This window comes from Peribacillus sp. ACCC06369 (assembly GCF_030348945.1).
GTDB lineage: Bacteria > Bacillota > Bacilli > Bacillales > DSM-1321 > Peribacillus.
Map to the genome: position 1 here is coordinate 3,009,331 of NZ_JAUCEN010000002.1, position 15,510 is coordinate 3,024,840.

The 15,510-nt window shown below is 37.2% G+C and carries 16 protein-coding genes and 1 pseudogene; 6 read left to right on the forward strand and 11 right to left on the reverse strand.

What is annotated here, in order from left to right; genetic code table 11:
• Positions 1 to 87 precede the first annotated feature (87 nt).
• Positions 88 to 705 (forward strand): TetR/AcrR family transcriptional regulator, encoded by a 618-nt coding sequence (locus QUF78_RS15395; protein ID WP_289325351.1) that lies wholly within the window; start codon positions 88 to 90, stop codon positions 703 to 705.
• 194 nt (positions 706 to 899) lie between these two features.
• Positions 900 to 1,097 carry a hypothetical protein gene (locus QUF78_RS15400; protein WP_289325352.1) on the forward strand — a complete coding sequence of 66 codons (198 nt, stop codon included), beginning with the start codon at positions 900 to 902 and terminating at the stop codon, positions 1,095 to 1,097.
• A 233-nt stretch (positions 1,098 to 1,330) separates the two neighbouring features.
• Here the strand turns inward: QUF78_RS15400 and QUF78_RS15405 are convergent, their stop codons facing one another.
• The 7 genes from QUF78_RS15405 to QUF78_RS15435 all read right to left on the reverse strand — a co-directional run bounded on the left by QUF78_RS15405 (position 1,331) and on the right by QUF78_RS15435 (position 8,852).
• Positions 1,331 to 1,885: a GNAT family N-acetyltransferase gene (locus tag QUF78_RS15405; RefSeq protein ID WP_289325353.1), complete on the reverse strand. Its 555-nt coding sequence runs from the start codon at positions 1,883 to 1,885 to the stop codon at positions 1,331 to 1,333.
• Positions 1,886 to 2,200: 315 nt separating this feature from the next.
• On the reverse strand, positions 2,201 to 3,019 hold the full coding sequence (locus QUF78_RS15410; protein WP_289325354.1) for a GNAT family N-acetyltransferase: 819 nt from the start codon (positions 3,017 to 3,019) through the stop codon (positions 2,201 to 2,203).
• A 704-nt stretch (positions 3,020 to 3,723) separates the two neighbouring features.
• Positions 3,724 to 5,082, reverse strand: coding sequence for an IS1182 family transposase (locus QUF78_RS15415; RefSeq protein ID WP_289323635.1), 1,359 nt, complete (start codon positions 5,080 to 5,082; stop codon positions 3,724 to 3,726).
• A 650-nt stretch (positions 5,083 to 5,732) separates the two neighbouring features.
• The gene (locus QUF78_RS15420) at positions 5,733 to 6,440 is read right to left on the reverse strand and encodes an SDR family oxidoreductase (RefSeq protein ID WP_289325355.1); all 708 of its coding nucleotides are present in this window, start codon (positions 6,438 to 6,440) and stop codon (positions 5,733 to 5,735) included.
• Positions 6,441 to 6,464: 24 nt separating this feature from the next.
• Positions 6,465 to 7,655, reverse strand: coding sequence for an MFS transporter (locus QUF78_RS15425; RefSeq protein ID WP_289325356.1), 1,191 nt, complete (start codon positions 7,653 to 7,655; stop codon positions 6,465 to 6,467).
• 182 nt (positions 7,656 to 7,837) lie between these two features.
• Complete coding sequence (locus QUF78_RS27885; protein WP_353957913.1) at positions 7,838 to 8,131, reverse strand: alpha/beta hydrolase; 294 nt, start codon at positions 8,129 to 8,131, stop codon at positions 7,838 to 7,840.
• A complete protein-coding gene (locus QUF78_RS15435) occupies positions 8,106 to 8,852 on the reverse strand; it encodes an SDR family oxidoreductase (protein WP_289325357.1) in 747 nt (248 codons plus the stop codon). Before QUF78_RS15435 ends, QUF78_RS27885 begins: the two co-directional genes overlap by 26 nt.
• Before the next feature lie 188 nt (positions 8,853 to 9,040).
• On the opposite strand from QUF78_RS15435, the gene QUF78_RS15440 reads away from it, so the two are divergent.
• The gene (locus QUF78_RS15440; protein ID WP_289325358.1) at positions 9,041 to 9,586 is read left to right on the forward strand and encodes a TetR/AcrR family transcriptional regulator; all 546 of its coding nucleotides are present in this window, start codon (positions 9,041 to 9,043) and stop codon (positions 9,584 to 9,586) included.
• Positions 9,587 to 9,810: 224 nt separating this feature from the next.
• Positions 9,811 to 10,104, forward strand: a pseudogene (locus QUF78_RS15445) (IS3 family transposase); the annotation flags it as partial.
• A gap of 125 nt (positions 10,105 to 10,229) precedes the next feature.
• Here QUF78_RS15445 and QUF78_RS15450 read toward each other — a convergent pair.
• Together QUF78_RS15450 and QUF78_RS15455 are read right to left on the reverse strand one after the other, a co-directional pair.
• Complete coding sequence (locus QUF78_RS15450; RefSeq protein ID WP_289325359.1) at positions 10,230 to 11,762, reverse strand: flotillin lipid rafts scaffold protein FloT; 1,533 nt, start codon at positions 11,760 to 11,762, stop codon at positions 10,230 to 10,232.
• 20 nt (positions 11,763 to 11,782) lie between these two features.
• Positions 11,783 to 12,301: an NfeD family membrane protein gene (locus QUF78_RS15455; protein WP_289316106.1), complete on the reverse strand. Its 519-nt coding sequence runs from the start codon at positions 12,299 to 12,301 to the stop codon at positions 11,783 to 11,785.
• 331 nt (positions 12,302 to 12,632) lie between these two features.
• On the opposite strand from QUF78_RS15455, the gene QUF78_RS15460 reads away from it, so the two are divergent.
• Positions 12,633 to 13,205 carry a biotin transporter BioY gene (locus QUF78_RS15460; RefSeq protein ID WP_289325360.1) on the forward strand — a complete coding sequence of 191 codons (573 nt, stop codon included), beginning with the start codon at positions 12,633 to 12,635 and terminating at the stop codon, positions 13,203 to 13,205.
• Positions 13,206 to 13,510: 305 nt separating this feature from the next.
• On the opposite strand, the gene QUF78_RS15465 is transcribed toward QUF78_RS15460, so the two are convergent.
• Positions 13,511 to 13,996 carry a YusW family protein gene (locus QUF78_RS15465; RefSeq protein WP_289325361.1) on the reverse strand — a complete coding sequence of 162 codons (486 nt, stop codon included), beginning with the start codon at positions 13,994 to 13,996 and terminating at the stop codon, positions 13,511 to 13,513.
• Between the two features lie 119 nt (positions 13,997 to 14,115).
• Positions 14,116 to 14,760 (reverse strand): PAQR family membrane homeostasis protein TrhA, encoded by a 645-nt coding sequence (trhA, locus tag QUF78_RS15470; RefSeq protein ID WP_289325362.1) that lies wholly within the window; start codon positions 14,758 to 14,760, stop codon positions 14,116 to 14,118.
• A gap of 153 nt (positions 14,761 to 14,913) precedes the next feature.
• Between trhA and QUF78_RS15475 the strand changes: the two genes are divergently transcribed.
• Positions 14,914 to 15,501, forward strand: a complete 588-nt coding sequence (locus QUF78_RS15475) for a DUF2087 domain-containing protein (protein ID WP_289325363.1) — start codon at positions 14,914 to 14,916, stop codon at positions 15,499 to 15,501.
• The last annotated feature ends 9 nt before the right edge of the window (positions 15,502 to 15,510 follow it).

Sequence of the window (15,510 nt, forward strand, 5' to 3'; positions counted from 1 at the left end):
TTCTGTTTCAATAATCAAAAATGTCACATGTGTTGGTTACGGAACACCTTTTATAAATGTGTTGGATAAAATCAAGGAGGAATTAACTTGCTAGATAGTAATACGGATTTACGGATCATCAGGACAAAAGAGTCCATCCGAAATGCACTAGTAGAATTAATCGATGAAAAAGGGTTCAAAGCAATTACGGTTAAAGACATAACAACCAGAGCAAAAATTAATAGAGGCACATTTTATGCACACTTTCAAGACAAATTTGATTTAATGACTAAATACGAAGAAGAAATCATGCTTGAAATGTCCAGAATTGCAAAACAGAACATTCCAGGTGTTATTGCCACACTTGGAACCGACTCTCCGACTTTAGCACCGTTTAACCTCTCAGTTTCAATATTTGAGTATTTTAATGAAAATAGTGGATTTATGAAAGCTGTGTTAGGTCCAAAAGGAGATTTATCATTTCAAACAAGACTGAAAGAATTTATGTGGAAAACACTGTTTGGAAATAATCCAAACGCACTTATTAAGGAGGAAAATTTACTTGTTCCAGGACAATATTTTGCTTCTTACGTTGCATCTGCACATATAGGAGTAATTCAACAATGGTTGGATAGTGGCAGGAAAGAATCCCCTCAAGAAATGGCTCGTATCCTATCAACCATTACAGTTAATGGTCCCTTCTTTGCAGCAGGTTTGAAAAAATAAATCACACAGGGATAAAGGGACAATACCATGAAAAATAGGTACTGTCCCTTTATTATAAATATGCTTATACTCTAACCTGCCCCTTTAGTTCCATAAAAAAAGGCTGTCTAAACAACAGCCTCACTATTTCACCCTAAGTTAGTCTTCTTGTATCTATTTATGGTCCATAAAAAATCATAAATAGCATTAGAAATATGTTTAATACTAACAAAATCTTACCAAAGAGATTTTTTATAGCTAAAACAGAAAATACAATAGAAATTATGAATGAAAAAATCGCTAGTTTTGGTGGAAAATACACAACGTCTAAAATGCTTGACATAGAAAAATACAAAAGAAAAATGCTAATAAATATAAATAACATTGAAAAAATTAATGCTATCGTGATATAAATAAAAGTCCTGAGTTTTTTCAGATGTTGTTTCTCATAACTATAATCAACCATTTTCCCCTCCTGATATTAAGTTTGTTTACTCCTTAAAAATCAACCTTTACCGAATACTATTCTCTTTCTGAACAATAAATACCTTCATCAACTATTCTGCCCCTTTAGTTAATTAAGCAAAAATTCCACCTTATGGTAGCCCCAGATCTAAGCTACCGAACCTCGTAGTTGAAGAATTTTCTATTTGGAATTTATGTAATAAACCAGATTATCAGTCCATTCACCAAATTCAAAAATAAATCCTTTTCTTATGCATTCAAACTCCATGCCTACACTCTCTGCTAACTTATAAGAAGGTGTGTTATCAACGTTTATATGAGCCTCAATTCGGTGGAAATTTAAGTCTTTAAAGGCGATATTAAGGGCTTCTTTTACTGCCTCTTTACAATAACCATTTCTCCAATATTGATTATGAATAGTGTAACCTATCCTACCCCATTGAAAGTCATTTCTCTCTAAGGTGGAAAAATCTATCGTTCCAAGATGTGTACCGTCTTCTTTCCTAAAGACACCAAAAACATATGCTATATCATCCACTGCTAATTCTTGATGTTTTTCCACTAAGTTGGTAAACCATTCCTCTATACATTCACTCATATCAATCTTCCCTTGATCATACCTGTGTTGAGAAGGATGTCTATTTTTAAATTCGCTAAGCCAATTTTTAAAATCATTTTCCTTTAATGGTCTTATTACTAATCTTCCTGTTTCAGAAACGCAGTCAAATTTGTTCAAATAAAACAACCTTTCTATTTAGGTCTTTTCTTAACTCTTAATATCTCTCCATTTCAAAATAAATCCAATTATTAACTATTCGCCTTAACAGTATAAATCCCTTTTTGCAACGTATTCAATCTTCAACTAAACTGCCACGTTAGTTCCATAAGAATAAGCTGTTGCTTTGAAATAAAGTTTGATCAAAATTAACTCACAAACCAGTATTTTACGATAAATAAAAAGAATCCATTTTGAAAAAAAGATTGATCAAAATGGAATCTTCTCCAGCAGATTTAAGTTTGGTTTTTATAAAAATTTTTGATCATTTTCTACCTATAGGACTTTGATATTTAATAATCTTGTTTTAGAGACCATACCAGCACTTTCTAACGTTTGTTTCGAGGGAGTGTTATAATACCAACAACCGCAAATCGGATTTAGATTATTGTCATAACACCGTTCCTTTAAATGATGAATTATCGTTCTGCCTATTCCTTTTTTTCTGTATTGTTCATTTGTAAACATGCCGATATTTCCATATCTATCAAGTAACTTACTTGTTTCCATAATCCCTATTCCAAGCAGAATACTTCCTTTGGTGTAGGTGAATATTTCCCTATTTTCAATACGTTCCTCCACTTTATCAATGAAGTCCTGACATACCTCAGTTATTTTTGCAGCATCACTAGGCACCGCAGCTCTGAATTCCCCATCTTTAAATAATTTTCCCTTTGGAATTTCCACTTTGTTATCTTGGAAAAAGTAAGCTTGTTTTTCGATCTTATAATCATGATCTAATACCAAACTTAAAAAAAGTTCGTCGCATGTTGGAACCAGTATTGACCGAATTGAATGATCCTTAAGAACATTGTCAAAAATCTCTTGGGATTTTTTGTAGTATGATAAATCTAAATAAAATTGAGTTAGGTACTGATTACTATGTATGGCATAATAACCTGCAACTTCAGAGTTGTAACTGATTGTATAAAATACGGAATTGAGAATGTGCTCCTCTAAAAAGGAATCAATAGGAGAACTTAATGTACTAACATATCTTTGGATTAAATCCCCAATATCACTTTGTTTACATTCTTTAAAATAAAAACTCATGTTTGGACACCTCGTATTTTTGTTGATCTCATTAGTACTCATGCAATATTACTCATAAAATAAAGAGAATCTATCCAATAAATCATCTAAAAGTATTAGTGTGAAATTCTATTTTAGTTTCGTGAAATCCTTCTCTAACCTTAGTTGTACAATCTTACTTTACAATCTGGCCCATTTGCTTAATAAGAGAAAATCCTACATTATCAAAAATCCACATATAAACAGTTGACCTTTTTCAAAACGATGCAACTTTATTACAACAGGTTGATCTTTGTTTTAAATCCACAAAAGCTGCCTTAAAGACAGCTTCGATTTTCAGATAACGCACCCGTAATGCAACAAGAAAGTTTTATTTCCAGAACCTATTAGTACATTTATTATCTTTTAAATAAATCATACGTATTTTCCCTTATACTTGCGCATATTAAAAACAATAACATTGAAAGCAGATGGATACGTATTGTCTAAACAAGGGATGCAAAACAAGGATCAAACGCGAAAGCAAATCGAGAAACAGGATAAAAGAAATGATGTTGAATTAGGTAATGAATTTCAAATTGGAAACACAAGTTCACAGAGCTCCAAAAAAAGTGGACGTCAAGTAAATAAAAAATAACCCCGATCTTTCGGGGTTTCAGTTTGTAGACAAAAGGGGTTCGGAATTAAAAAATTCCGAACCCCTTTTTGAGATTCCCTTTGAATTTTTGCCTGAAGTTAGGAGATTGGGGCTCTACGAGCCCACTATGTTAGGCCATTTTTGGACCTCGCCATGTCCAATTGGCCATCTTCTTTAAATTAATGGCAGCGAAAGTAAGCATCGCCTGCATCGACAATTTTTTAAGTCCCCTTAAAGTTGTCCAACGCATACCATGCTTTTCTTTTGCATCTGCGAATACACGCTCAATCGTTTCTTTACGTTTCGCATATATAGTTTTTACATCTTGATGATGACGCAGATGATCTGCTTCTTCCACATGTGTTTGCCAAATATGCCGTGTCACCACTTTTTGATGGTCTTTGCTTTCTGTACACTGAGATAAAAATGAGCATGTCGCACAAGTGTGTTTGGGTGATTTATACTCGCGATAGCCCTCTTTATTGGTTGTTGAGTACTTTAATAGCTCTCCCGAAGGACAAAGGTAACAATCAAAATGTTCATCGTATACATAGTCCTGTTTGCGGAAAAATCCTTCTTTGGTGCGAGGACGTGTATAAGGTAAAGCCGGTATGATTTCTTTGTTAAATAGGTAGCTTGTAATCGCTGGTGTTTTATAAGCTGCATCTGCGGCAACGGCTTCCGGTTTTCCAACTTTCTCAATCACTTGTTCAACTAGTGGCTCTAAGATCTGACTGTCATGTATATTTCCAGGTGTTACAATCGTTCCCAATACAAAACCGTTGCGGTCTGCGGCCGCATGGAATGAATAGGCAAACTGTTTTGTTCGTTCATCTTTCACATAGTAGCCACTCTCAGAATCCGTTGTACTTTCTTTAATCTCTTTGGTCTCTTCTTTATCAAATTTATCTGATGGAAAAGGCTTCTTTCCATGTTTTTCACGATCTTGATTGATTTCTTCTTGAAGACGCCCTTGATACGCTCGTGTTTCTTTACGAACGATTTTCTTTTCAAATTTCCTTTTATTCGCACTGGCTTTCACATGTGTGGAATCCACGAAAACGTGTTCAGCACTTATTAACTTTTTATTAGCAGCTGTCATTAAAATGCGATAGAAAATCTGTTCAAACAGGTCTGTATCTTTAAAGCGTCGCTCATAATTTTTCCCGAACGTAGAGAAATGAGGTACTTTATCATGGAAACCATAGCCTAAGAACCAACGGTAAGCCATATTGGTTTCAACTTCTTCAATCGTTTTACGCATGGAACGAATACCGAAGGTATATTGAATGAATGTCAGTTTAACTAAAATAACTGGATCAATACTTGGGCGTCCTACCTCTGAATACATCTCTTTCACCAAGTCATAAATGAAAGTGAAGTCAATGGCAGCCTCCATTTTACGAACCAAATGGTTCAGTGGCACCAGTTGATCTAACGTAATCATTTCAAGTTGATCTCGCTGAATAGAATCATGTTTAGAAAGCATCCTCATCACCTCAAGTTTTAATACTTCTATTTTAAAACAAAAATGACTCCAGGCAAAAGTGTTTATCTAAAAGGTAAGACAAAGTTGATTGGAACGGAAGGTACGAGACTCCTGCGGGAAAAGCGCGTCTAGGGGAGACCCCGCAGGCGAAAGCCGAGGAGGCTCCCCGACCGCCCGCGGAAAGCGAGTGCCTGGAGTGGAAAATCAACGGCCAAATTGTACAACTCATAAAAAATAGACAAACTCGATTTTCATCGAGTTTGTCTACAGTCTGTAACCCCGATCTTTCGGGGTTTTTTTTTCTCTATATTGTAAAAACACCATTTTCTGAAACCAAGCTGCCCCTTTAGTTCTGTAAGAAAATGAGCTGACGAGCAACTCCCTTATTGAAGTAAAGCATATTTTAGTTGAACAATATTATACTGTTTCTTTACTTTGTGTTTAAGTGTGGTTCGATGAAAAATAACCATAGAAATTAGTTACTGCTGTAATAGTAAGATTAATAGTTTTCTCTGTTTTTGTGCTTTAACGGAGTTATTGAATTACTTTGGAATGGATTCCTTAACCATCCAACAAAACTAGTGAGAATTTCCAAGGTAACCTCTGTGTAACCCTTATTTATTTCCCAAATACACAAAGTAATAGTAATGTTACCAATCGATTCGTTTTCCATCTCTAAAAAAGCCGCCATTAGGTCCTTCAGGTCCAATCGTCGCTAACCACAGGATAGACTCCGCAGCTTGCTTAGGTGTTCTTGGAGCCGATGGTCCTCCCATATCTGAGCTTACCCATCCCGGATCGACTGCATTTATTTTGATATCATCATTCAATTCTGCGGCTACCAATCGTGTCAATCCATTTAGGGAAAATTTAGACATCTTATAAGCTCCTACTCCTGGATATGACATTTCGCTCATCGCCCCATATTCTGAGGAAACATTAATAATTCTCCCATAGCCCTGTTTTTCCATGAGGGGAATGAAGGAACGGATCACATGGTAAACTCCAAAGAAATTTGTTGCCATTGTTTTCTCCAGAATGGAAGGGTCCATAGACACTAACTTTTTATTCTCATCCAAATATACACCAGCATTATTAATCAAAACGTCTAACCTTCCATACCGCTCATTTACTGTAATCGCAGCTTGACTGACGCTTTCTTGATTATCTACATCCAACGTCACAAACGAAACCTCCAGATTTAACTCCTTAAGTTTTAGTGCACCTTCATGACCCATTTCTGGATCCCGACTTGCCAAAATGACCTTAAAACCATTCAAAGCCAATTGTTTGACCAGTTCATACCCAATTCCTCGGTTCCCACCGGTAACAAGTGCAACTTTTATATCCTTTGACATTTTAAAACCTCCATTCTATGACTACTAATCTTGGGCTAGAGCAGATTTAGAAAGTTTTTCTGTAGGACTATACATATAGTTTCTTAGTAAAATAGTTACCAAACTTAGGATCAATGATAGGATTCCCACTAATACGACGTATTGTGTACCCATTTGTGATATAAATAACCCGCCTACAGCTGCACCCAATGTTGTTCCTACGTTACAGGATGATATAAATAACCCATTGGCGAAATCAGGCGCTTCGGGAGCTGAAGACACAATCAAATATTGATTAATATTTGCCATTATCCCTCCAGCCAATATTCCCCAAATTAAAGTTATTATTGCCATAGGTACGGTAAACTGTCCTGTGAAGAATAAAATGATGTAAACAGCACCCAATAACAAAGGAAAAGATACTACAGACTTAATGGCACTATGAGTAAGTAACCTTCCTGCGACAATGTTTCCAATAATACTGGCCCCACCGAAGATGAATAACGTTAAACTTATGGTATTAGGGGACATATTCGTTACTGTTTTCAGATATTCAACAAAATAACTATAAACCCCAAATATAGCTGCGTTTAATAAAATGACAGTCACAATGGAAAGCCATATAATAGGTTTTTTTAATACGGAAAATTGTGTCCCATAAGAAAGTCTTTCTTCAACAGGCATGGATGGTACAAAAATCAATGTAGCAATGAATACAATAAAATTAATTATAGCAAAGAATGCCATCGCCATTTCATACGAAACGGCACTTTCAATAAAACTTGCGATCGGTACGCCGGCTACCATACCAGCAGATACTCCTATAAATACTTTAGAAACAGCTTTTGGAGCTTCTTCTTTACTTACTGAGGAAGCAACTACTGTAAATGCCAAAGAACAATAAATTGGATGAAAAAAGGCTGGAATTATACGAGCAATTAATAGAATGATAAAATTAGTTGTAAATATGGATACAATGTTTCCCAAAACGAAAACTCCTAATACAAGTAACATGACCTTCTTACGATTTATCCCAGAAAACAATAACGGCATCGTTGGTCCAGATACAGCAATAGTAAGAGCAAAAAGACTCACCAGCCATCCTGCTTTTGATACACTGATATGAAAGTGATCTGCAATGGAAGGCAATAACCCAATAACCCCCATTTCAGTATTTATAATTCCGAAAACTCCTATGGTCAATATGAAAATCAGCAAGTTATTTCGTTTAGTCATAAAATGATCTCCTATCCTCAATAAAATGCCCCCAAAAAGCAATGGAGGCATTTTATTAAAATTTCTTCTCGAAGAATTCAAAGTTACTTCGTCTGAGAGCTTTTGCATCCTCATAAGTGAGGGAAGCCGAAAGGTCACGATAGGCATTGACCTGCTTTTGCTCTGCGACTTTCTGTTCCGCACTAGCGATGGCATTTGAACCACCAATCCAGCGAAACGGTGGTTCCTTCTGATCTGCGATGGTGATTAGAGCCTTTGAAGCGATTGTTACTTAAATGCTCGGTAAAGAATGCTTCCAACCTGTCGAATGGAATCAAATCCGTCTTGTCGTACAAATCAACATGTCCTGCATTTGGAACGATGTACAGCTCTTTTGATATTGCCGCCAATTCGTAAGCATCTTCACTATGGCATCGTGAGTGAGCGTGCTCGCCCATGATGAACAAAGTATTACCAAGGTTGACTTGTTGGTCCAATTGTAAACTCATTAACGTTCGTATCTTCTGGCTGGTCAATCGCGAATGCAACAACATTGGCAATTCGATCAGGTGAAATACCATATTGTTCATACAACGCAGTCATACCTTCTGAAATATTCTTATCAGTAATCGTATCCAACAATTCCGTATTGATCGCTGCTGGATAAATAGTTGCTGTGCGGATATTAGTACCTTCTTGGGCAGATTCCATACGCAAAACTTCCATTAAATCACGAACAGCCCACTTTGTTGCGCCATAAACCGCACCGCCTGGGTAAGCTTTAAGCCCAGCTACTGATGAAGTAGTAATGATATGTCCAGACTTTTGCGATGTAAATGTTGGCAATACTGCGGCGATACCATTCAATACACCTTTAATATTAACGTCAACCATACTGTTCCAGTCGTCAGTTTTTAATTCGGAAAGTGGTGAATTAGGCATTAGTCCAGCGTTCAAGAAGATTACATCGACACCACCAAAAGTGTCTTTAGCTAGTTGAACAAGCTGCTGACTATCATCTGGATTAACCACATCTGTAACGCGATAAGCCACTTGACCACCGTTCGATCTAATTTCTTCAACTAATTTTGCTAAACGCTCTTCACGTCTTGCACCAAGTACAACTTTTGCACCTTTTTCAGCTAACAGCTTAGCTGTGGCTTCCCCAATACCTGAACTTGCACCTGTAATTACAACCACTTTGTTTTCAATTGTCATTTCGTTTTTTCATCCTTTCATGTAAAATAAAAGTTACAATTGATGTTTTTACGACATCTGTCAATAATTTATAATATAACTATAAACAAAACAAGACATCACACTCGTTAATTTAACCGGATTTGTTGTTTAGACAACAAATCAATAAAAATTGTCGATTATCTCAAGGAAGGTATGGTATTGATAACATGGCAAAAGTGGATAGAAGGATAGTTAGAACTCAAGGAGCAATTAAAAAAGCATTTCTTGAATTGATGTCAGAAAAAAATTTCGATAGTATTACCATTCAGGATATTGCTGACAGGGCAAATGTTAACCGTGCAACTGTTTATCTTCATTATTTAGATAAATTTGATCTGTTGGATAAGATCATGGAAGAACATATTACGAACATGAGTGACTTTTGTGAGTCGGAAACTGAACTGGATTGGATTGAATCGACTGTACACTGCATGGAGTATCTTGAAAATAATTATTTATTTTTTTCAACGATGTTGGCCAGTGAAGGAGCTCGGTATTTTCGTAGTCGGTTTGTTCTACATAATATCGAAGAGTTCAAAAAAGACGTGGATATAACAAAGGGCAAAAACCTTGGTCAAAGCGAAGATATAGTTGTCGAATTTGTTGCCAATGCTTACGTTGGTGTAGTGGAATGGTGGCTAAAAAATGGGATGCCTTATCCACCACAGGAAATGGCAGAAAAAGTAGGAAAACTTTTAGAAAGGAACTTATAATTATAGGGTCGTTGTTCATTTCAATACGAATTATAAAGGAATGTACTTAAACTAAAAGAGGCTTTAGTTAACGAACCAGAAGACTATGTAAAGCAATTAATGCATTTGTTAAAAAATTGAATAAATATAGTTAAGTTAAAGAAAATGTTTATCTAAATTTTGAACTGCACCCAGTTTTCCAAGATGCTTAGCCTTTATGCGATTGGAATCGAAAGATCCCCCCTCTTCATTCAAATCAGGGCTGGCATTACCAGATGAAACAATACTCACATGATTTGAAAAGACATAACATTATACAAAGTATGTCCCGCAAAGGAAATTGTTTAGACAATGCAGTCATAGAAAACTTCTTTGGCTTACTAAAATCTGAATTACTTTATTTACAGAAGTTCAACAGCATTGAGCATTTCAAACAAGAACTTTAAGATTATATCCATTACAATCACCGACGAATCAAAATGAAATTAAAAGGCATGAGCCCAGTAGATTACCGGGTTCATGCCCTCAAGGTTGCCTAATTAAATAAAGCATCTAACTTTTTGGGTTCACTTCAGTAACTGATCCAGCCTTTTCTTATAACATACACGATTCAAAAAAGGTAAGAGCATGTTAGTGCTCTTACCTCCCTTAAATTTTTCCCCTGTTACTCTTCCTTGCTTGCTGCCATATTCATATTCGCTTCAACACTCTCCTGATTGATGGTGGATATTGGCAAATTCCGCTTTCCTGAGAAATTCTCAAGTAAGTCTTTGACATCAATGCCTGAAGATGCCTTTAATGATTCCTGCAATGTCGCCATTAAATTCGTTGCATACCCGGTCACTTTATTAGCCCCGCCATTCGCACCGCTTCCACCCGTGTCCACAACAGTAATTTTGTCGATATTACTAAGCGGGCTTGCCACTTGTTTAGCATACTCCGGCAGCATTTTCAAAATCATGTCCATTACGGCCGCTTGCCCGAACTGTTCAAAAGCTTCAGCGATCTTCTGCTTCGCTTCTGCCTCTGCTACCCCTTTTAACCGGATGATTTCCGCTTCAGTGGTACCTTGTGCCCTTTGTGCGTCCGCTTTAGCAAGACCGTCCATGCGAACACGTTCCGCTTCCGCTTTCGCCATTGCTTCTATTTTATATTTATCGGCATCCGCTTCTGTAATCTGTTTCATCTTGTTAGCTGAGGCTGCCTGCTCTACCGCATAACGGTCGGCATCAGCCTTTTTCTTCACTTCTGAATCATATTGCTTTTCACGACGAAGGATTTCTTTTTCCTCCAGCTCAATTTGCTTCTGACGTTCAATGATCCTGATTTGCATTTCCTGTTCCGTTACATCCTGTTTGGATCTGGCCGTTTCAAGATCGTAAGCTTGGTCAGCTCGTGCTTTGGCAATATCCTGCTCACGCCGGAATTCCGCAACCTTAAGCTTGTTGATTTTTTCGGCTTCGGCTATTTCGGTTGCCCTTTCTAGTTCGGCACGCTGGGCTTCCTTCGAAGCTTCGGCTCGCTTGATTCGCGTTTCTTTCTCTGCATCGGCGGTTGCTATATCGGCATCCCTTTTCACTTGCGCAATCCTTGGCTTACCAAGCGATTCAAGATATCCGTTCTTATCCCGGACATCTTTAATGGTGAATGATACGATTATGAGTCCCATCTTAGCTAAATCCTGTGAAGCTACCCTTTGTACTTCCTGGGAAAACTTTTCACGATTTTTATAAATTTCCTCGACTGTCATCGAACCAAGGATGGAACGAAGATGTCCCTCTAAGACTTCCCGTGCTTCCTGCTCACGGTCATCTTTTGATTTACCAAGGAATTGTTCTGCGGCTGTGGCGATATCGGTGATCGAACTGCCAATCTTGATTATCGACACACCATCGGCCATGACAGGAACACCCTGTTCTGTATATACTTCAGGAGTCGAGACCTCTAGTTTGCTTGACAGTAAGCTCAATGGTTCCGCTTGCTGGAACACCGGCAGTACGAAAGCACCTCCGCCGCGGACGATTTTAATTTTATTTCCTGATTCATCGATGTGAACATTTTTGCTGCCTAAGTAGCTTCCGGTCACAATCAATGCTTCATCAGGACCAGCCGTTCGGTATTTCGTAACAAAGACAGCGATAAGTGCGATAAGTAAAAATGCAACAATGGCGACAACAACCCAAATCAAATTAAACATAATTTTCCTCCTACCCTTTTTTAATCCTGATGGGGCAAAACATAGACAACCCCATTTTTAACTTCAATGATCAAGACCTTTGTATCAGAAACAATTCCTTCATTCTTATAACTCGCCGCAGTTTTCGCAATGCTGCCACTGATGCTTTCAATAAGGACTTCACCAAACCCGTCAACCGGGATTGATGTCAGAACCCTACCAACCCTCCCTCTCAGGTCATTCTCATGGAATGTTAAACTTTCTTCCGCTGATGAGATGGGAATCAAAACAAATACATTCAGTAAAGTGACGATGGTAAATGAAATGAGCAGGGAAATGCCTGCACTCAATCCAGCATTAAGTCCTGAAAGCGATTCAAGCAAAAACCCACTCGCAAAAAACACGGTCAAAAAGCTAAAAATGAGAGTTGGATTAAATATATCCGGTAATTCAAGGCCGGAAAAAATATCATTAAACAAGATAAATAAGAATGTTAGCCCTCCGAATATAATTAATCCATATAAATAGACTGTTTCTAATGGAACCCCAAATAACTCCATCTCTTTCATCCTTTAAATTCGATTTTTCCTAGCCGCTTACTACTTTAAGGACCTAGGATAAGCGTTTTACCAACATTGATAATATATGGTTATAATCCCCTCCATTTACTCTACTTACCATTCATACGAATGACACATTCAAAAAGTTTCATCTTTTTACCAACTTTTGAAACTGACATCCATTTTTCTTTCTTTTTTTACAAATCTGGTCATATTAAGACCAATATTAAAATAAAATTCATAATATTTATTGACAGTGTTTACTTAACATATTAGAATTCTTTATATGTTAACTCGTTCGATAACTAGGTTTACATTAGGAGGAAACACGATGAAGGAACGTCATGAGAAGTTAAGGATGATGATGGTTACAGCTTTATTTGCAGCACTTATAGGAATACTAGCCCAAATTACAATTCCACTGCCCTTGGTACCGATTACAGGACAGACTTTAGCTGTTGGATTGGCAGCTACTATACTGGGTTCACGTTATGGAACCTCTTCCGTTTTATTATACTTGTTCATAGGAGCTGCCGGAGTACCAGTATTCGCTGAAATGTCTGGAGGACTTGCTAAGATATTCGGTCCGACTGGCGGTTATTTATTATCCTATATCCCGACAGTATATATAACCGGTCTGATATTGGAAAAAACGCGGTTCTCAGTTGCAATGGCTTTCATTGCAAATATTATCGGGATGATACTTACTTTGATTATCGGTACAGTTTGGTTAAAATATATGAGCTCATTATCATGGACAGTGGCATTTGCCAGCGGTTTTGCTCCATTTATAATCGTAGGCGTTTTAAAGGCATTTCTTGCATCTTGGCTTGGCATTACTATCCGTTCAAGGTTAGCATCGGCTAATATGCTGCCAAAGAAAAGTACAACACTTTCCCAATGATGGGTAAATGAAAGAGAGGGTACTGCTTGTGGTACCCTCTCTTTCGTCTATTCACTTTTTCCTCATAATTCAATTTCCCGAACACTTGCACACACAAAAAAAAGACTCTTAAAAAAGAATCTTTTTTGCAAGTATTTATTGCGGTCCTATCCCCATAAGTCCGAATATGAATAGCAAATGTATATTATCCCCTTTGCTAACCGTAATCATTTTACTATAGTAACAGTAATTTGACAACTATTGAGGACACACATGAATATGCCACCATTTAATTCCTTAATAAAGAATATAGTAACATGATTCAGTTACTTATTATTCACTTTATATTCTTTTTTCGTACCGTCATCGAAAACGACCTCTAAATCGAACTCTTGATAGTCATCCTTCAAATCAAAAGCTTTTGTCACTTCTTGAATGACTTCTTCCTCTGTTGAATCTTTGGTGAATGTCAACTTTTCTAAAATCGGTGTTAATTCTTTCATTGCTTCATCACCATAAACTTCATGTTTGTTTTGCTTGTCCTCGATCGAAGCTTCTGTTTGAGCTCCCATGGTATCATATTCGGCTTCGTATTCGTTATCATTGCCCTTATAATCCACTTCTAATTGAAAATCCTTATAAGTGAAAGGCAGTTTTTCATTATTTTCGTTTCCTGTTTCAGGATTTGTTTCCGCTTGATTTTCATTTTCCTGAACCGGCGGGTTTTTCACTTCATCATTTTCTTCCCCGCAGCCAGCCAAAACAAGCATCGCGGCAAACGGTACTGATAATAATTTGATTGATTTTTTCATTGATCTTTCCTCCTTCTTAGTTTGTATACCCTATTTATTTCCTAAAAGGGGTCATTTAAAACTTCAAGAAACATTCAGATATCATAAGATCGACCAAATTAAAGAATCGTTAAATTTGATCATAGTGGAAGGATATAAAACAATACAGCAAAAAAGTGAGTGACAGAACCCCCAAGCACGAATACATGCCAAACGGCGTGATGAAACGGAAAAGCGCGCCAAACATAAAAGATAGCTCCAAACGTATAAAGCAAGCCCCCTGCAATCAGTAAATGGATACCAGCTGTGGGCATGGTTGCCGAGAGCGGGCCCCATACGATAACGATCATCCACCCCATCGCAATATAGAGGATCGTCGAAAGGAATAGGAACTTTTTCACATAGAAGGCTTTGAAGACAACGCCAATGATTGCAACTCCCCAAATAATTGCTAGGAGTGTCCAGCCTAGTGAACCTTGAATCACCAGGAGCATGATGGGCGTGTATGTTCCTGCAATGAATATATATATGGCTGAATGATCAAAGATTTCAAATATATCCTTCGTTTTTCCTTCTGGAAAACTATGCACTAAAGTGGATGAAACATATAAAAGAAGCATGGAAACGCCATAAATGACTGAAATGACTACATGCCAAGGCGAACCTTTTTGGACTGAGAAGATTATTAAAAACACAAGAGCGGCGATACTCAACAAAACACCGACACCGTGGGTTATCGCATTGACCACTTCTTCTTTTTTTGTATAAACATGTGTATTAGCCATGTTACAGCTCCTTAAGATAAAAAACTTTTAGAATTAACCTAAATTATACATCAAATCTTCAAAGCAATATAGAAAAGTGAATATAAACTTGATTATCATCCACCAATTAGATTATTATCTAATTAGATAGTGGTCTAACTAGGAGGGATAATAATGCAATTAGAAAAATTGGTCGCTTTCCACAAAACGATTGGTGATGTGACCAGGATCAGGATTATATCCATTCTGGCAAACGGTCCAAAACACGGACAGGCACTTGCAGGAATATTAAAATTGACAGCACCGACCATTTCACACCATTTAACGAAATTGAAGGACATTAATTTAGTGAAGGATCGAAGGGAGAAAAATACGGTATATTATTTTTTGAATGAAGATGTCCTGGATCATTATTCTTCAGCATTACCTAAAATGGTTTCAAATAAGGGGGAATCCAATAAAATGGAAAATCAAAAAATGATTATGGAGCACAAAAAGATCCTTGCAAACTTCTTGACACAAAATGGCCGATTGAAAACCATACCAGCACAGAGAAAAAAGAAACTGATCGTTCTTCATCATATTGCCGGACTTTTGGAAAAAGGGCGAAAATATCCAGAAAAAGAACTGAATGAATTCATCCAGTCATTCCATGATGATTATGCAACGATTAGACGTGAACTGATTATCGGAAGCATCATGTACCGAGAAAACAGTATTTATGAACTGAATCCCCGTGAGATGTGGGATGATATCGTTTAAGGGAAAGTT